The following is an 18,003-nucleotide window of genomic DNA, read 5'->3' as shown; positions in this document are numbered from 1 at the left end:
GATCCCGCTGTGACTCATCTGTGTGAAGTCCCGCATGTCCGTGCGGGCATATGCGCGAGAATGGTCCGGTGACCTCAGCGACCCGACAGCCCGAGACCCCGGCCTCCCCCCAGCTCTCGACCTCGCCAGAGCCGGGAGGCAGTCCCGGCGTCCCGCCGCGGCTGATCGCCACCGACCTCGACGGCACGCTGCTGCGCGACGACAAATCGGTCTCCCCGCGCACGGTCGCCGCGCTGGCGGCCGCCGAGGAAGCGGGCATAGAGGTCTTCTTCGTCACCGGCCGCCCGGCCCGCTGGATGGATGTCGTCAGCGACCACGTCCACGGCCACGGCCTGGCGATCTGCGGCAACGGCGCCGCCGTGGTCGACCTGCACGGCGGTCCCGGCGCCCACCGGTTCGTGAAGGTACGCGAGCTGGCCCGGCCGAACGCGCTCGACGCCGTACGGCTGCTGCGGGACGCGGCCCCCGGCACGGTGTACGCGATCGAGCAGACGTACGGCTTCCACCAGGAGCCGGACTACCCGAAACTGCACATGGAGATACCGGACGACCTCGCGCCGGCCGAGGACCTCCTGGCCCCGGACGGAGCGGCCCCCGACGAGCCGGTCCTGAAGATCCTCGCCTACCACCCCACGCTGAACCCCGACGCCTTCCTCACCCTCGCCCGCCTCGCCATCGGCGACCGCGCCACCGTCACCCGCTCCAGCCCCAGCGCCCTGCTGGAACTCAGCGGCCCCGGCGTCTCCAAGGCCAGCACACTCGCCCTGTGCTGCGCCGAGCGCGGGATCGCGCACGAGGAGGTCGTCGCCTTCGGAGACATGCCCAACGACGTGGAGATGCTGACCTGGGCGGGCCAGTCCTACGCCATGGGCAACGCCCACCCGGCCGCCGTCGCCGCCGCCTCGGGAAAGACCACCGCCAACAACGAGGACGGGGTCGCGGTGGTCATCGAGCGGCTGCTGGCAGAACGGCGGTAACGGGCGGTCGGGCGCCCTCCGTCCGCGAGGGCAGGGGGTCAGCGGGCTTCGACCAGTGCCTCCGCCGCCGCCTCCCGCTCCGCCATCGCGCGCAACGGCCCGTCCACGGCGGCCAGTTCGGCGTACGGCCCGCGCTGCACCACCCGTCCCCCGTCCAGGACGATCACCTCGTCCACGGCCTCCAGCCCGGCCAGCCGGTGCGTGATGAGCAGGGTCGTACGGCCCTCGGTGGCGGCCAGCAGATCGGCGGTGAGCGCGTCGGCCGTGGGCAGGTCCAGGTGCTCGGCGGGTTCGTCGAGCACCAGCACCGGGAAGTCGGCCAGCAGCGCCCGGGCCAGCGCCAGCCGCTGCCTCTGCCCGCCGGACAGCCGCGCCCCGTGCTCGCCGACCAGCGTGTCGAGCCCGTCGGGCAGCCCGTCCGCCCAGTCGAGCAGCCGGGCCCGCGCGAGCGCGTCCCGCAGTTCGGCCTCGGTGGTTTCCTTCTTCGCCAGCAGCAGGTTCTCGCGCACGGAACTGTCGAAGAGGTGCGCGTCCTGGGCGCACAGCCCGACCAGCCGCCGTACGTCGTCGCCGTCGAGCGCGCGGGCGTCGACACCGGCCAGCGTGTACGAGCCCGCCCGCGGGTCGAGGAACCGCAGCAGCACCTGGGCGAGGGTCGTCTTGCCGGACCCGGACGGCCCGACGACGGCCACGCGCCGCCCCTGGGCGAGCGTGACGTCGAACCCGGCGAGCGCGTCCCGGTTCCGGCCCGGGTACCGGGCGCCCAGCCCCTTGACGACCAATGGGAACGGCGACACGGGCGGCTGCCGGGGCAGTTCCGGCTCCCGTACGGGCTCGGGCGCGTCCAGGACCTCGTACACGCGCTCCGCGCTCCTGCGCACCCGCTGCCGGTACCGCACGGCGAGTGGCATGCCCAGTACGGCCTCGAAGGCGGCCGACGGAGTGAGGACGACCACGGCCATCGCCACGCCGCTCAGCCGGCCGGCGGCGACCGCCTGTGCGCCCAGCAGGGCGGTGGCGGCGACGGTCAGGCCGGAGCACAGGGCGGTGAGACCGTCACCGAGGGCAGTGGCGGTGGCGGCGCGGCGCGCGATCCGGGTGAGCGTGCCGTCGGCCCGCCGGGCCTCGTCCGTGCGAGCGGGGAGTGCGCCCGCGACCGTCAGTTCGGCGGTGCCGGTCAGCAGGTCGGTCACACGGGTCGCGAGCACTCCTCGGGCGGGAGCCAGCCGCCGTTCGGCGTTCCGCGCCACGGCAGCGGTCAGCAGTGGTACGCCGCCTCCGGCCGCCAGCAGGCCCGCCGCGAGCACGGCACCGGCCTCGGGCAGCAGCCACGCCGTGAAGCCGGCGGAGGCGGCGGAGACGGCCACCGCGACACCGGCGGGCAGCAGCCAGCGCAGCCAGTAGTCCTGGAGCGCGTCCACATCGGCGACCAGCCGGGTCAGCAGGTCGCCCCGGCGGGTCCGCCGCAGCCCGGCGGGGGCCAGCCGCTCCAGCCGCCGGTACACGGCGACCCGGGTGTCGGCCAGCATCCGCAGCACGGCGTCGTGCGACACCAGCCGCTCCGCGTACCGGAACACCGCCCGCCCGATCCCGAAGGCCCGCGTCGCCGTCACGGCCACCATCAGGTACAGCACGGGCGGCTGCTGCGAGGCCCGCGAGATGAGCCATCCGGAGGTCGCCATCAGCCCTACGGCACTGCCGAGCGCCAGGCATCCGAGCAAGAGCGCCAGCGCGAGGCGTGCGCGCCGGGGGCCGGCGAGGGCACGGACGCGGGTGAGGACGCCGGCAGTGGACGCCGTGCGCTGCGTCTCGGCCTCGACGGCGACCGGGGCGTCCTCGGTGACCGCTCTCTCGTTCCCCGGTACACCCGCCGCCCGGGCACCGGCTGCCACAGCCGGTGGGGACTGGGCCTCCGCCAGACGTACCACCCGGTCCGCCACCCCCAGCAACGCCGGCCTATGCGCCACCAGCAGAACGGTCCGCCCCACCGCCAGCCGCCGCACCGCCGCCACGACGTCGGCCTCCGTCGCACCGTCCAGCGCGGCCGTCGGCTCGTCCAGCAGCAGCACGGGCCGGTCGGCGAGGAAGGCGCGGGCCAGCGCGATCCGCTGCCGCTGACCGGCGGACAGCCCCGCCCCGTCCTCGCCGAGCACCGTCGCGGCACCCTCGGGCAGGGCGTCCACGAACTCCAGCGCCCCCGCCTCCCGCAGCGCCCTGCATACCGCGTCGTCGTCCGCGTCGGGCTGTGCCAGCCGTACGTTCTCCGCGACCGTCCCGGCGTACAGGTGCGGCCGCTGCGGCACCCACGCGATCCGCGACCGCCACTCCTCCGGGTCGAGCTCGGCGAGATCGGCTCCCCCGATCCGTACCCGGCCCGCGTCGGGCCGCACGAATCCCAGCAGCACGTTCAGCAGCGTCGACTTGCCCGCGCCGCTCGGCCCGACCAGCGCGACGGTCTCGCCGGGCTCGACCGTGAAGGACACGTCCGTCACGGCATCCGCCGACCGCCCGGGGTAACGGACGGTCACCCCTTCGAAGGCCACCGCGCCCGCGGGCACCGCACCGGTCCCGGACGCCGGAACGGGGGTCTCCAGCACGGCGAAGATGTCCTCGGCTGCCGCGAGCCCCTCCGCCGCCGCGTGGTACTGCGCCCCGACCTGGCGCAGCGGCAGATACGCCTCGGGCGCCAGCACCAGGATGACCAGCCCGATGTAGAGGTCCATGTCGCCGTGGACCAGCCGCATGCCGATCGTCACGGCGACCAGCGCGACGGACAGCGTCGCCAGCAGCTCAAGGGCGAAGGAGGAGAGGAAGGCGATCCGCAGGGTCCGCATGGTCGCCTGCCGGTACTGGCCGGTGATCCGCCGGATGGACTCCGCCTGCGCCTTGGCCCGCCCGAACACCTTCAGTGTGGGCAGCCCGGCCACGACGTCCAGGAAGTGCCCGGAGAGCCGGGACAGCAGCCGCCACTGGCGGTCCGTCCGGGACTGGGTGGCCCAGCCGATCAGCACCATGAAGAGCGGAATGAGCGGCAGCGTGCCGACGATGATCGCCGCCGAGACCCAGTCCTCGGTGACGATCCGCGCCAGCACCGCGACCGGCACGACCACCGCGAGTCCCAACTGCGGCAGGTAGCGCGAGAAGTAGTCGTCCAGGGCGTCGACGCCCCGCGTGGCCAGCGTGACGAGCGAACCGGTCCGCTGCCCGCTCAGCCATCCGGGACCGAGCGCCGCCGCCCGCGCGAGGAGTCGCCCGCGCAGTTCCGACTTCACCGCCGCGCTGGCCCGGTGCGCGGCCAGTTCGGTGAGCCAGGAGACCAGGGCCCGGCCGATCGCCACGGCCACCAACAGCAGCAGGGGAGTGCGCAGGTCACCAGCGGACCGGCCGTGCTGGAAAGCGCCGACCACCACCTCGGCGATGAGCATGGCCTGAGCGATGACCAGCCCCGCCCCGACGGCACCCAGGCCGATGACCGCCACCAGGAAGAGCCGGGTGGCACCGGCGTACCGGAGAAGACGCGGATCGATTGGTTTCACGTGAAACATGCCCTTCGGCCCTGAGGGGCATGTTTCACGTGAAACACACCCCTGCACACCCCTGTTGGACTCAGTGCGCGGCTTCGGCGATGTGCTGCGTACCGATCCGCTTGCGGAACACCCAGTAGGTCCACCCCTGGTAGAGCAGGACGATCGGCGTGGCGATCCCCGCGCACCAGGTCATGATCTTCAGGGTGTACGGGCTCGACGAGGCGTTGGTGACCGTGAGGCTCCACTCCCCGTTGAGCGTGGACGGCATGACGTTCGGGAAGAGCGACAGGAAGAGCATCGCCACGGCCGCCACGATGGTGACCCCGGACAGGGCGAACGACCACCCCTCGCGCCCGGCCTGGTTCGCGATCAGTGCCGCGACCAGGGCCGCGACCGCCACGATCAGGGCGACCAGGCTCTTGCCGTCACCGCTTTCGGCCTGCGTCCACAGCAGGAAGGCCGACGCCAGCGCTGCGGTGACGAGACCGACCCACAGGGCCAGCTTCCGTGCCCGCACCCGGATGTCCCCGACAGTCTTGAGGGCCGTGAACACCGCCCCGTGGAAGGTGAACAGCGTCAGCGTGACCAGTCCGCCCAGCAGCGCGTACGGGTTGAGCAGGTCCACAAGGTTTCCGGCGTACTCGAAGTGCTGGTCGATCTTCACACCCCGCACGATGTTGCCGAAGGCCACGCCCCACAGGAAGGCCGGGATCAACGAGGTCCAGAAGATCGCCGTCTCCCAGTTGCGCTGCCAGCTCTCCTCGGGCCGCTTCGCGCGGTACTCGAAGGCGACGCCCCGGACGATAAGGCAGACCAGGATGACCAGCAGGGGCAGGTAGAAGCCGGAGAACAGCGTGGCGTACCACTCGGGGAAGGCGGCGAAGGTCGCACCGCCCGCCGTGAGCAGCCAGACCTCGTTGCCGTCCCAGACGGGGCCGATGGTGTTGATCAGCACCCGCCGCTCGGGCCGGTCGCGGGCGAGCAGCCTGGTGAGGATGCCGACCCCGAAGTCGAAGCCCTCCAGGAAGAAGTAGCCGGTCCACAGGACGGCGATCAGGACGAACCAGACGTCGTGAAGTTCCATGACAGTGCAGCTCCCTTGGCCCGAGGCCTAGTACGAGAAGGCCATCGGCTTGTCGGCGTCACGGGTGTCGCCGCCGATCTTCGTGGGCGGGTTGAGGTCGGCCTCGGTGAGCTCGGGCGGGCCGGCCTTGACGTACTTCACGAGCAGCCTGACTTCGACGACGGCGAGGACGGCGTACAGCGCGGTGAAGACGATCATCGAGGTGAGGACCTCGGCCTGGGACACACCGGGGGAGACCGCCTGGCGGGTCTGCAGGACGCCGTAGACGACCCACGGCTGGCGGCCCATCTCGGTGAAGATCCAGCCCCAGGAGTTGGCGATCAGCGGGAACGCCAGCGTCCAGACCGCGATCCGCCAATACCAGGTGGTGAGCTTCGGGCTGAGTGCCTTGTTCCGGAACAGGACCAGATGCGGCACCTCGTCGTCACCCACCCGCAGGTGCTGCGGCAGCAGGAACTTCTTCCGGGTCAGCCACAGCCCGGCCAGGCCGATGGCGAAGGACGCCATGCCGAAGCCGATCATCCAGCGGAAGCCCCAGAAGGCGACGGGGATGTTGGGCCGGTAGTCACCGGGCCCGAACTTCTGCTGTTCGGCCTTGTTGACGTCGTTGATGCCGGGGACGTACGAGGTGAAGTCGTCGTTGGCGAGGAAGGACAGCAGGCCCGGAATCTCGACGGCGACGGTGTTGTGCCCCTCATCCACGTCGCCGTAGGCGAAGATCGAGAACGGCGCCGGCTTCTGGCCGTCCCACAGTGCCTCGGCGGCGGCCATCTTCATCGGCTGCTGCTTGAACATGACCTTGCCGAGGGTGTCACCGCTGATCGCGGTGAGCATGCCCGCGATGACGACCGTGACCAGGCCGAGCCGCAGAGAGGTCTTCATCTCGCGGATGTGCTTCTTGCGGGTCAGGTGGTAGGCGGCGATGCCGACCATGAAGGCGCCGCCGGTCAGGAAGGCCGCGGAGAGGGTGTGGAAGGCCTGGCTGAGCGCGGTGTTCTGGGTCAGCACCGCCCAGAAGTCGGTGAGTTCCGCGCGCCCCTTGGCCTTGTTGATCCGGTAGCCGACAGGGTGCTGCATCCACGAGTTGGCCGCGAGGATGAAGTACGCCGACAGGATCGTGCCGATCGAGACCATCCATATGCAGGCCAGGTGGATCTTCTTGGGAAGCTTGTCCCAGCCGAAGATCCACAGGCCGATGAAGGTCGACTCGAAGAAGAACGCGATCAGGGCCTCGAAGGCGAGCGGTGCGCCGAAGATGTCGCCGACGAAGCGCGAGTAGTCCGACCAGTTCATGCCGAACTGGAACTCCTGCACGATGCCGGTGACGACTCCCATCGCGATGTTGATCAGGAAGAGCTTGCCCCAGAACTTGGTCGCCCTGAGGTACTTCTCCTTGTCCGTACGTACCCACGCCGTCTGCAGCCCGGCCGTGAGGGCGGCCAGTGAGATCGTCAGGGGGACGAACAGGAAGTGGTAGACGGTGGTGATGCCGAACTGCCAGCGCGCCAGTGTCTCCGGCGCCAAAGCCAACTCCACGTCGCCAGTCTCCTTACTCCGCCGGGCGCCGCTTGTGAAAGCGTTCACATTCACAAGCAATTATGCCGCATACCCGTTCGACGCCGGAGAGGCGGGGGTCCCCCATCGGGCCGACCGGCCCCACCAGGCAGGATCCGGCCGGCCCACGGCCCGCCGGGGGCAGCTCGCCCGGGCGCGGTGTCCTGGACTAGGACTCCTTCCGGAAGCCTTCCGCCACCTTCAGGAAGATGTCGTTCGCCTCGGTCTCCCCGACGGTCACCCGCACACCCTCGCCCGGGAACGGCCGGACCACGACACCGTGCTGCTCGCAGGCCGCCGCGAACGCGACCGTGCGCTCGCCCAGCCGCAGCCACACGAAGTTTGCCTGGGTCTCCGGCACGGTCCAGCCCTGTGAGCGCAGCGCGTCGACCACGCGCGTGCGCTCGCACACCAGCGACCCGACCCGGCCGAGCAGCTCGTCCTCGGCGCGCAGCGAGGCGATCGCCGCCTCCTGCGCCAGCTGGCTCACGCCGAAGGGCACCGCCGTCTTGCGCAGCGCCGCCGCCACCGGCTCATGGGCGATCGCGAAGCCGACGCGCAACCCGGCGAGGCCGTACGCCTTGGAGAAGGTCCGCAGCACGCAGACGTTCGGCCGGCTCCGGTAGAGCTCGACGCCGTCGGGCACCTCCGGGTCCCGGATGAACTCCCGGTAGGCCTCGTCCAGCACCACCAGCACGTCGCCGGGCACCCGGTCGAGGAAGCGCTCCAGCTCGGCGCGCCGTACGACGGTGCCGGTCGGGTTGTTGGGGTTGCAGACGAAGACCAGCCGGGTCCGGTCGGTGATCGCGTCGGCCATCGCGTCCAGGTCGTGCACATCGCCCGGCGTGAGCGGCACCTGTATCGACCGCGCGCCGCTGATCTGCGTGATGATCGGGTACGCCTCGAAGGACCGCCAGGCGTAGACGACCTCGTCCCCGGGTCCGCTGGTGGCCTGGATCAGCTGCTGGGCGACACCGACGGAGCCGGTGCCGGTGGCCAGGTGGGAGAGCGGGACGCCGAAGCGGTCCGAGAGCTCGTCCATCAGCCCGGTGCACGCCATGTCCGGGTAGCGGTTGAAGGAGCAGGCCGCCGCGGTCACGGTCTCCATCACCCCGGGCAACGGCGGGTAGGGGTTCTCGTTGGAGGACAGCTTGTACGCGACCGGTCCGCCGGCCGCGGCCGGCTTGCCCGGCTTGTAGGTGGGGATACCCTCCAGCTCGGCGCGCAGCTTGGGGCTCGTCTCGCTCACCGCAGTCCTCCTCGCGATCACCGGCGGCCCGTCAGCGCCGCCGGCTTCCAATACTCCTCACCCTATGAGGATTCGGCGCCCCTGCGAACAGCTGCGGAGCAAACCTCACCAATCCCATTGGCATCACGGGCATCACCGCACCAAGGCGTACGTATAGGGGGGCGCGCTGTACATATATCTATGCGCCGGTGGCTCACGCCCTGGCGCGCATCACCCGTGAAGGTGAGTTGAGACCTCTTCGAGACATCGGACAGTTGGCAGGCCTGTGCGCGCCGACAAGTCACGTCTTGCCTTTTGGTCGGTCAACTGCCTTATTTTCCAAGGCCGTTGATCCCGCATGACCATGCAGAAACGTGCCTGTCAACGCGTGCATATGCGTCCGCACTACCCCACCGCATGAGCCCTACTATCGGCTCGCCATGACAGCAGCAGGGAAGCACCAGGTGAGCCGCGCGGAAACCTCACGTCGAGGCAGCCGGCCGGGCCGGGCGGGCATCAGAGACGTGGCCGCCGCCGCCGGGGTCTCCATCACGACAGTCTCCGACGCCCTCAACGGCAAGGGCAGGCTCCCGGACGCCACCCGCCGCCACGTCCGCGAGGTCGCCGACCGGCTGGGGTACCGCCCCTCGGCCGCCGCCCGAACCCTCCGTACGGGCAAGTCGGGCCTGATCGGCCTGACCGTGACGACGTACGGGGATGAACCTTTCACCTTCACGGAGTTCGCGTACTTCGCCGAGATGGCCCGCGCCGCCACCTCGGCCGCGCTCGCCCGCGGCTACGCCCTGGTCATCCTGCCCGCGACCTCCCGCCACGACGTGTGGTCGAACGTCGCCCTGGACGGCACGGTCGTCATCGACCCCTCCGACCAGGACCCCGTGGTCAGCGAACTGGTCCGGCAGGGCCTGCCGGTCGTCTCGGACGGCCGCCCCGCAGGGTCCCTCCCGGTCACCGCCTGGGTAGACAACGACCACGAGGCCGCGGTCCTCGGCATCCTCGACCACCTCGCCGACGCCGGCGCCCGCAGGATCGGCCTGCTCACCGGAACCACCACGGACACGTACACCCACCTGTCGACCACCGCGTACCTGCACTGGTGCGAGCGGGTCGGCCAGGACCCGGTGTACGAGGCCTACCCGGCGCACGACCCCTGCGCGGGCGCCGTCGCCGCCGACCGGCTGCTCGCCCGCCCCGACCGGCCGGACGCCGTCTACGGACTGTTCGACCCGAACGGCACCGACCTGCTGGCCGCCGCCCGGCGCTACGGTCTGCGCGTCCCGGAGGACCTGCTCCTGGTGTGCTGCAGCGAGTCCACCGTGTACGCCAACACCGAGCCGCCCATCACCACGCTCTCCCTCAAGCCCCGCCGCATCGGCACGGCGGTGGTCCAGCTGCTCATCGACGCCATCGAGGGCGTGGAGTCGGACCGCCCGATGGAGCAGGTGATACCGACCGAGCTGATCGTGCGCACGTCCTCCCAGCGCCGCCCGCCCCGCACGACCGTCAGCCCGCCGCGTACACCGGAGGGCAGCTGACGGCCGGTCCGGCCGGCGCGGCGGAGGTGGAGGGACCGGAGACTCCGCCGCGAGGCCCGAAGGAGGACGGCAAGCGGCCGGCAAAGGAGTCAGCACTCGGCCGAACCCCTGCCCAAACGGGGCGAATGCCGCGGCGAACTGGACTCTTGCTCTGATTCACCACCCCTGGGTCATCACATGGCGGGATCCGCATTCCTATGATGGGCGCACGACACCGCGGGCCGCTGCGACCAGGCAGTCCGATGCGGTGCAGATGCGGCGCGATGGTGGAGGGGTCTGATGACTCAGGGGGCCGGTCAGGGACCCGAGGTGGAGCGGACGGCGACGTTGCGCGACTTCCGGGTGCCCGCGTACGTCCACGAGACCGGTCCGTACGCCCACAGCACCCCCCCAGGCAACACCGTCCCGCCCGTGGAGGAGACGTACCCCGAGGGATACACGCCCACCGAGCGCGACCTGCCCGTCATCAACCGGGGCGACACGCTCCAGGTCACCGCGGAGCCGGCGCCCGCACCGGTCGCGCAGCCCACCACCGGCCCGGGTCCGCTCTACGTCGTCGGCGACGTGCACGGCTATCTCGACGAGCTGATCGCCGCCCTCCAGGAGAAGGGCCTGATCGACGCCGCCGGCCAGTGGTGCGCGGGCACCGCCCGGCTGTGGTTCCTCGGCGACTTCACCGACCGCGGTCCGGACGGCATCGGCGTCATCGACCTGGTGATGCGACTGTCCGCCGAGGCCGCCGCGGCCGGCGGCTACTGCAAGGCGCTCATGGGCAACCACGAGCTGCTGCTGCTCGGCGCCAAGCGGTTCGGCGACACCCCCGTCAACTCCGGCGCGGGCACCGCCACCTTCCAGGCGGCCTGGCTGCTCAACGGCGGCCAGAAGACCGACATGGACCGCCTCCAAGACCACCACCTGCAGTGGATGGCCCGCCTGGACGCGCTCACCGAGACCGACGGCCACCTGCTCGTCCACTCGGACACCACCGCCTATCTCGACTACGGCGACTCCATCGAAGAGGTCAACGACACCGTCCGCGAGACCCTCACCCGAAACGACGCGGACGAAGTGTGGGACCTGTTCCGCAAGTTCACCAAGCGCTTCTCCTTCCGCGAGGGCGGCGCCGAAGCCGTGCGTTCCCTCCTCGATACGTACGGCGGTACCCGCATCGTTCACGGCCACAGCCCCATTCCCTACCTGCTGGGCGAGGTCGGCTCCGAGGACGAGGACGAGGACAGCCGCCCCGTGGTCGAGGGACCGCACGTCTACGCCGACGGGCTGGCCATCGCGATGGACGGCGGAGTGACCATGGCCGGGAAGCTGCTGGTCCAGCAACTGCCCCTGGGCAGCTGAGCGTTCTCCGGGCAGGCTCCCCCGGCGGCGTTCGCGCAGGCAGACACCCAATTTCCGGCAACCCCCTGTCACCGCGCGCCGTCGCGGCTCTACCATCGGCTTATCCGTAGCAGGCTCCCCTCCGTTTCTGCCCGACGGCTCGTCGACGTGCGAGCCCCAAGCCCTACGGAGCATCGGGGGATGCACATGAACAGCGTTCCGCAGCACCTGCTGAGCGAGGACCGCCAGGAATACGAGCGGATCCTCGATGAGGCGCTGCGCTCCGCACCACACCGCCCGGAACTGGCCGCCGTCGGACAGCGGCTCAACCCCGAACAACTGCGCACCATGGCGCTCAACGCCACCGCACTCATCACGGCGGCCGCGGCGACCGAGTACCAGCACTACGTGAAGGTCCGCGAGGAACTGCGCCGGCCGGCGCCTTCCACCCCGTCCTCCGTCCCCGCGTCCGAATCCGCGGAACCGGGCGCGGACGCGATAGGGCTCGCCGCCTCCCTCGGCGAGGCAGCCGAGACCACAGGCGCGGGCGCCGTCGCCGTCGTCGCGGTCCTTGCCCCCGTCCTCGCCGGCACGGCCGCGGCGATTTTCCTGCTCGTCGGCTACATCCTGAAGATGCTCGACCCGGCACCCGCCTTCGCCCAGACGATGATCACCACAGGCTGGGTGTTCGGCGCCATGACGGCGGCCGCGATCCTGGTCGCCGCCGTCGGTCTGCTCCTGACCGCCCTGCGCAACAACCCCTCGCTCACGGACGGACCCGATGGGGAGGCGAACCAGGAAGTGGCCCGCGCCAGGGAGGCCTGGCGCGAGGCCCTGCTGGACCGCGGCATCCTGCCGTTCCTGCGAGAGGCGCTCGCCGACCCCGGCACGGCCGCACTGCACCGCACGGCCCCGCCGACACCCACCGGCCGCATGCCGCGTCTCGGCTACGACCGCCCGGGCTTCAGCAGCCCCGACGACGGCTCGGCCCCGGGCCCGCGCCCCAGCTTCACCAGCCCGGACTACACGAGCCCGGACTTCGGGGGCCCGGAGCACCAGCCGGAATGACCCCCGGCTTGCGCCCCGGCGGGGGCGCAAGCCGGACGCGCACGTCGGCTCGCCAGAAGAGACGCAGACCTGGGCGCCGTCACCACAACAGCGAGCGAGGGGGCACACCGGACCGTGCCCCCTCGGCACGTTCAGTCCGCGATCGGCAGGTACACCCGGTTCCCGCTTGCCGCGAACTCCTTCGACTTCTGCGCCATGCCCTCCTCGATCTCGGCCTGGCCGCCACCGTGTTCGCGCCGGATGTCCTGCGAGATTTTCATACTGCAGAACTTCGGCCCGCACATGGAACAGAAGTGGGCCGTCTTGGCGGGTTCGGCCGGAAGCGTCTCGTCGTGGAACTCCCGTGCCGTGTCCGGGTCCAGGGCGAGGTTGAACTGGTCCTCCCACCGGAACTCGAAGCGCGCGTCGGACAGCGCGTCGTCCCACTCCTGCGCACCTGGGTGGCCCTTGGCGAGGTCGGCTGCGTGGGCGGCGATCTTGTAGGTGATGACGCCGGTCTTGACGTCGTCACGGTTGGGCAGGCCCAGGTGCTCCTTGGGCGTGACGTAGCAAAGCATGGCCGTGCCCCACCAGGCGATCATCGCGGCACCGATGCCGGAGGTGATGTGATCGTACGCAGGCGCGACGTCCGTGGTCAGCGGGCCGAGCGTATAGAACGGAGCTTCATCGCAGATCTCCTGCTGAAGGTCGATGTTCTCCTTGATCTTGTGCATCGGAACATGTCCCGGGCCCTCGATCATGGTCTGTACGTGGAAACGCTTCGCGATCCGGTTGAGTTCCCCGAGCGTGCGCAGTTCCGCGAACTGCGCCTCGTCGTTGGCGTCCGCGATCGAACCCGGCCTGAGGCCGTCGCCGAGCGAGTACGTGACGTCGTAGGCGGCGAGGATCTCGCAGAGCTCCTCGAAGTTCTCGTACAGGAACGACTCCTTGTGGTGCGCCAGGCACCAGGCAGCCATGATCGAGCCGCCTCGCGAGACGATGCCGGTCTTGCGGTTGGCGGTCAGCGGAACGTATGCCAAGCGCACGCCGGCGTGGACGGTCATGTAGTCCACGCCCTGCTCGGCCTGTTCGATTACTGTGTCCCTGTAGATGTCCCAGGTCAGTTCCTCGGCCTTGCCGTCTACCTTCTCCAGGGCCTGGTAGAGCGGCACGGTGCCGATGGGAACGGGGGAGTTGCGCAGCACCCACTCGCGGGTGGTGTGGATGTTGCGGCCGGTGGAGAGGTCCATGACCGTGTCGGCGCCCCACCGGGTCGCCCAGGTCATCTTCTCGACCTCCTCCTCGATGGAGGACGTCACCGCCGAGTTGCCGATGTTGGCGTTGACCTTCACCAGGAACCGCTTGCCGATGATCATCGGCTCGATCTCCGGGTGGTTGACGTTGGCGGGCAGTACGGCCCGGCCCGCCGCGATCTCCTCGCGAACGACCTCCGGAGAGACGTTCTCCCTCAGGGCCACGAACTCCATCTCGGGCGTGATCTCGCCGCGACGGGCGTAGGCGAGCTGGGTGACCGCCGTGCCGTCCCGGCCCCTGCGCGGCTGGCGCGGCCGTCCGGGGAAGACCGCGTCGAGGTTGCGCAGGCCACCCCGGGGCGAGGTGTGCTTGATCCCGTCGTCCTCGGGACGGACGGGACGACCCGCGTACTCCTCGGTGTCGCCGCGGGCGATGATCCAGCTCTCCCGCAGCGGCGGCAGGCCCCTGCGGACGTCGGTGTCGACCAGCGGATCGGTGTACGGGCCGGAGGTGTCGTACAGCGTGACCGACTGCCCGTTGGTGAGATGCACCTGACGGACCGGCACCCGCAGGTCGGGGCGCGAGCCCTCGACGTACCCCTTGTGCCAGCCGATGGACTTCCCGGCCTCCCCGTTCGACGAGCCGTTCGTCGCGTTCTGCGTGGAGGCAGGCGTGCGTGCGTCCTTGTTGGTCATGAGACCTACTCCCTACGCCGGCATTACCCGGTAACAGGTTCGGCGGTCGACGCAGCGGCATCCGTCCGTCGGCGTTTCCTGTGAAACATCACTCAAGTCAAGTGACGTTCCACGTGAAACATCGCGAAGACGGAGGTCAGCGCCCTCTCAGCCCGGTGCTCCGAGCTCCCGCGTGTGCAAAGGTGCCTCCACGCTAGCGTTATTTGTGGCGCGGTGAACAGTGGGCCTCTGCCGTTCTTGCGATGATCGGGCGGTGACCACGACGCACCAGTCTCCGTACCCGCCCCCCGAGCCGCCCCGCCGACACGGTTCCGGCGACGGCTCAGGATCCGGCCACGGTGCCGGTGACGGGCACGACCACGGGCATGGGCACGGCCCGGGCGCCGATGGCGGAGGTGGTGGCGGGCACGGACACGCGCACGGTCACAGCCACGGACCCGCCACCCCGGTCTCCAAGCACCTGCGCAAGGTCATCGCGGCGATCCTGATCCCGTTCACCGCGGCGGTCGTGGTCGGGCTCGCGGTCCTCTGGCCCGGCGGAGCCCCGTCGCACGAGCGCACCGGGGTCGGCTTCGACCGGCAGACACAGCAGGCGACGGTCACCAAGGTCGTCGAGGTCAGCTGCAAGTCGGTGAACGCCTCCGGGGACACCCCGACCGGCGACACCTCCACCGCCGAGGGGAGCTCCGCGCAGCAGGAGGCGAACGGCAGCTGCAAGAAGGCGACGGTCCGGGTCGACACCGGCAAGGACAAGGGCCGTACGTTCACCGAGATCGTGCAGCCGGACCAGTCGCGGCAGTTGCACCAGGGCGAGAAGGTCGTGGTCGCCTACGAGCCCTCGGCGCCGAGGGACCTCCAGTACTCGGTCACCGACGTCAACCGGCGCCTGCCGATGGCACTGCTCGCCGGGATCTTCGCACTCGCCGTCGTGGTCGTCGGGCGGATGCGCGGTTTCATGGCGCTGGTCGCGCTGGCCATCAGCTTCCTGGTCCTCAACTTCTTCATCCTGCCCGCGATTCTGCAAGGGTCGAACCCGCTGATCGTGGCGGTCGTCGGCTCCAGCGCCATCATGCTGATCGCGCTCTACATGTGCCACGGCCTGTCGGCCCGCACGTCGGTGGCGGTCCTCGGCACCCTGATCTCGCTGTCACTGATCGGCGTCCTCGGCAAGCTGTTCATCGGCTGGGCCGCACTCACCGGCAACACCGACGACAACACCGGTCTGATCCACGGCCTGTATCCGTCGATCGACATGAGCGGTCTGCTGCTCGCCGGCGTCATCATCGGTTCGCTCGGTGTCCTGGACGACGTGACGGTGACGCAGACGTCGGCCGTCTGGGAACTGCACGAGGCCAATCCGGCGATGGGCTGGCGCGGGCTGTACCGCGCGGGCATCCGCATCGGCCGCGACCATATCGCCTCCGTGGTCAACACACTCGTGCTGGCCTACGCGGGTGCCGCGCTGCCGCTGCTGCTGCTGTTCTCCATCGCGCAGAGCAGCGTGGGCACGGTCGCCAACAGCGAGCTGGTGGCGGAGGAGATCGTGCGCACGCTGGTGGGCTCGATCGGCCTGGTCGCCTCGGTACCGGTCACCACGGCCCTCGCCGCTCTGGTGGTGTCGGCCGACCGCCCGGGGCAGGAGCCGGCCGCGGCCACCGGGGCCCTGGCGGCTCCGGCACGCGGCGGCCGGGGCCGGCGCCGGAAGCGGTGACGCTGCGTCAGCACCTTCTCCGTCCACGGAGAAGCGTTACTGCACCGTGCCGCACGCTGTGGCGCAGCACTTGACGCCCTGCCGTAACGCTTCAGCCGGCGCTCTGTTCCTCGGCCAGGATGCGGTCCAGGGCCTCGTCGAGGTGGGCGTCGAAGTCGGCGAGCGCCCCCTCCTGCCCGAGGGGCACCAGCTTGTCCGTACGGTCGAGAAAGGCCACCAGCGGGGGCGTCGAGGAGCGGAACAGGGCCTGGTCGGCACCGACCTGAAGCCGGATCAGCACCTCGCTCAGCGCCTCGCGGTCGGCGGGCGCGATGCGCACATCACCGTCACCGCACGGCCGGCCCACCCCGTCGATCAGCAGCTCGCGGCCGAAGGCCCAGGTCACCGGGGCATCACCGGGCAGATGGAAGGTCAGCCGTACGGCATAGGGATCACACGTCTCGTACCGCAGCTCCACCGGGATGCGGAAGGAGAGCTCCTCCGACACGAGAAAGCTCATCATGACTTCTGCCTGTACGGACTCGCGCATCGCCCATCCCGTCATAGGACACTGACTGGCCGGTAAGGATCCCTTTAACAATGATGAAATCTTGCTGAACGTACACGATAGATCACAAGGAGTGAGTTTTCAGATGCTGATAGAGATCGCGATCGAGCCCAGATGCCGTCCGATCTCGGCCTGCAGCTGCTGTGCCGCGGGCAGCAGCCGGCCTGCCTGGTGGGACGGCAGGGAGATGGCCATCGTGGCCGCGGTGGTGCCGACGGTGATCGGGATCGCGGCGCAGACCGTGCCCAGCGCGTACTCCTGCCGCTCCGTCACCGGTTCCATCCGCCCGATCCGCTCCAGCCGCCGCAGCATCGCGTGATCGTCGCGCACCGTGTACGGCGTGAGGGACTGCACGGGGTAGCGATCCAGGTGGTCGCGCCGGGCGTCCTCGTCCAGTTGGGACAGCAGACACTGGCCGATCGCGTGCGCGTGCCCGGTCTCGCGGAAGTCGGCCCACTCCTCGACCGCCGGGTTGCCCGGTGTGTCGGAGACGCACATGACCTCGATCTCCCCCTCGCGGTACATGGCGTAGTACACCGGTACACCGATGGAGTCCCGGCAGTGCGCGAGCACGTCGGCGACCGTGCTGCGACGTTTCTGCTTCGCTCCACTGCTGCTCAGCCGCTCGGCCGCTTCGCCGAGGAAGAACAGTCCCTTCTCCCGGCGCAGATAGCCCTCGTGCACGAGGGTGCGCAGCAGGTGGTACGCCGTGGGAAGGGCGAGACCGGTCTCGCGCGCCAGTTGCTTGGCGGGGGCGCCGTACTCGTGTCCGGCGACGGTCTCCAGCAGGCGCATGGCGCGCTGGACGGATCCGATGAGGGTCCCGGACTGCCGCTGCTCGGGGATCGCCGTGGCGGGCGGCCGCTGGACCGGTGGTGTGGTGGTGCGCGGCTGGGGCTGGGTGGGGGGTGCGTGTGGTTCTGCGGGTGCGGTGTCGACCGTGGCCAAGGGGTCACTCCCGAAGCGCGAGGGGGGCAGGCCGTGCAGGTGGAACACGGGTGGGGGTGTACGCCGCCCGCGGGGCCGGACCCCGCGGCGAATTCCGGACTCTAACCGTCCGCCACCGCCCGCGGACTGCCCGCCCGGAAAACTTCCCTCCCCCGAGGGAACCGGTGATTCCTGTTACCGTCACCGGCTCCCACGGCGCCTCACCAGTCGCTGCGCGACGAGGAGCCCGCCGTGAACTTCCGCACGATGTAGATGAGCCCGCCGACCAGGGCCACGAAGACCAGCGCCTTGAAGAGCAGGCCGATCACGAACCCGACCACCGTGGCTATCAGGCCGCCGAACACGACCAGGGCGATGACCGGCACCGCGACCCACTTCACCCACCACGGCAGACCAGCGAATATCTCTCGCATTGCCCTTGTCCCCTGCTCTCGAAGTCGTGCTCTGGAGTCCTGCCTTCGATGCTAGGTCCGCGAGCGGGCCAGGCGGGGCCTCGCATCCCTTGTCCTCCCCTGACCGTTCCCCTAGGGAATCACCAGGGACGCT

The 18,003-nt window shown here is 70.3% G+C and carries 13 protein-coding genes and 1 riboswitch; of the genes, 5 read left to right on the top strand and 8 right to left on the bottom strand.

Annotated elements, in window-relative coordinates:
- Positions 1–50: 50 nt before the first annotated feature.
- Positions 51–977 carry an HAD hydrolase family protein gene (locus ACIBBH_RS12500; RefSeq protein ID WP_399404211.1) on the top strand — a complete coding sequence of 309 codons (927 nt, stop codon included), beginning with the start codon at positions 51–53 and terminating at the stop codon, positions 975–977.
- Positions 978–1,015: 38 nt separating this feature from the next.
- Here ACIBBH_RS12500 and cydD read toward each other — a convergent pair whose 3' ends face one another.
- From cydD to hisC, 4 genes are all read right to left on the bottom strand, one after another.
- Positions 1,016–4,522 carry a thiol reductant ABC exporter subunit CydD gene (gene cydD, locus ACIBBH_RS12495; RefSeq protein ID WP_399404210.1) on the bottom strand — a complete coding sequence of 1,169 codons (3,507 nt, stop codon included), beginning with the start codon at positions 4,520–4,522 and terminating at the stop codon, positions 1,016–1,018.
- A 61-nt stretch (positions 4,523–4,583) separates the two neighbouring features.
- Positions 4,584–5,588 (bottom strand): cytochrome d ubiquinol oxidase subunit II, encoded by a 1,005-nt coding sequence (gene cydB, locus ACIBBH_RS12490; protein WP_399404209.1) that lies wholly within the window; start codon positions 5,586–5,588, stop codon positions 4,584–4,586.
- A 27-nt stretch (positions 5,589–5,615) separates the two neighbouring features.
- A complete protein-coding gene (locus tag ACIBBH_RS12485; protein ID WP_399404208.1) occupies positions 5,616–7,124 on the bottom strand; it encodes a cytochrome ubiquinol oxidase subunit I in 1,509 nt (502 codons plus the stop codon).
- A gap of 187 nt (positions 7,125–7,311) precedes the next feature.
- The gene (gene hisC, locus ACIBBH_RS12480) at positions 7,312–8,391 is read right to left on the bottom strand and encodes a histidinol-phosphate transaminase (RefSeq protein ID WP_399404207.1); all 1,080 of its coding nucleotides are present in this window, start codon (positions 8,389–8,391) and stop codon (positions 7,312–7,314) included.
- A 419-nt stretch (positions 8,392–8,810) separates the two neighbouring features.
- On the opposite strand from hisC, the gene ACIBBH_RS12475 reads away from it, so the two are divergent.
- From ACIBBH_RS12475 to ACIBBH_RS12465, 3 genes are all read left to right on the top strand, one after another.
- Complete coding sequence (locus ACIBBH_RS12475) at positions 8,811–9,923, top strand: LacI family DNA-binding transcriptional regulator (protein ID WP_399404206.1); 1,113 nt, start codon at positions 8,811–8,813, stop codon at positions 9,921–9,923.
- 279 nt (positions 9,924–10,202) lie between these two features.
- Positions 10,203–11,276: a metallophosphoesterase family protein gene (locus tag ACIBBH_RS12470; protein WP_399404205.1), complete on the top strand. Its 1,074-nt coding sequence runs from the start codon at positions 10,203–10,205 to the stop codon at positions 11,274–11,276.
- A gap of 180 nt (positions 11,277–11,456) precedes the next feature.
- Positions 11,457–12,323, top strand: a complete 867-nt coding sequence (locus ACIBBH_RS12465) for a hypothetical protein (protein WP_399404204.1) — start codon at positions 11,457–11,459, stop codon at positions 12,321–12,323.
- A 131-nt stretch (positions 12,324–12,454) separates the two neighbouring features.
- Here the strand turns inward: ACIBBH_RS12465 and thiC are convergent, their stop codons facing one another.
- Positions 12,455–14,251, bottom strand: a complete 1,797-nt coding sequence (thiC, locus tag ACIBBH_RS12460) for a phosphomethylpyrimidine synthase ThiC (protein ID WP_399404203.1) — start codon at positions 14,249–14,251, stop codon at positions 12,455–12,457.
- Positions 14,244–14,433: riboswitch (TPP riboswitch) on the bottom strand. (Overlaps the previous gene by 8 nt.)
- 71 nt (positions 14,434–14,504) lie before the next feature.
- Between thiC and ACIBBH_RS12455 the strand changes: the two genes are divergently transcribed.
- Positions 14,505–15,962 carry a YibE/F family protein gene (locus ACIBBH_RS12455; RefSeq protein ID WP_399404202.1) on the top strand — a complete coding sequence of 486 codons (1,458 nt, stop codon included), beginning with the start codon at positions 14,505–14,507 and terminating at the stop codon, positions 15,960–15,962.
- A 91-nt stretch (positions 15,963–16,053) separates the two neighbouring features.
- Here ACIBBH_RS12455 and ACIBBH_RS12450 read toward each other — a convergent pair whose 3' ends face one another.
- The 3 genes from ACIBBH_RS12450 to ACIBBH_RS12440 form a co-directional block, all read right to left on the bottom strand.
- Positions 16,054–16,491 carry an SsgA family sporulation/cell division regulator gene (locus ACIBBH_RS12450; protein WP_399404201.1) on the bottom strand — a complete coding sequence of 146 codons (438 nt, stop codon included), beginning with the start codon at positions 16,489–16,491 and terminating at the stop codon, positions 16,054–16,056.
- A 99-nt stretch (positions 16,492–16,590) separates the two neighbouring features.
- Positions 16,591–17,457 (bottom strand): IclR family transcriptional regulator, encoded by an 867-nt coding sequence (locus ACIBBH_RS12445; RefSeq protein WP_399404200.1) that lies wholly within the window; start codon positions 17,455–17,457, stop codon positions 16,591–16,593.
- A 200-nt stretch (positions 17,458–17,657) separates the two neighbouring features.
- Positions 17,658–17,870, bottom strand: coding sequence for a DUF5326 family protein (locus ACIBBH_RS12440; protein ID WP_399404199.1), 213 nt, complete (start codon positions 17,868–17,870; stop codon positions 17,658–17,660).
- Between the last annotated feature and the right edge of the window lie 133 nt (positions 17,871–18,003).

It is taken from the genome of Streptomyces sp. NPDC051636 (genome assembly GCF_044453765.1).
In the GTDB taxonomy this organism is placed as follows: domain Bacteria; phylum Actinomycetota; class Actinomycetes; order Streptomycetales; family Streptomycetaceae; genus Streptomyces.
Note: the sequence above shows the minus strand (reverse complement) of the source record. Positions and strands in the feature narration are given on the sequence as shown.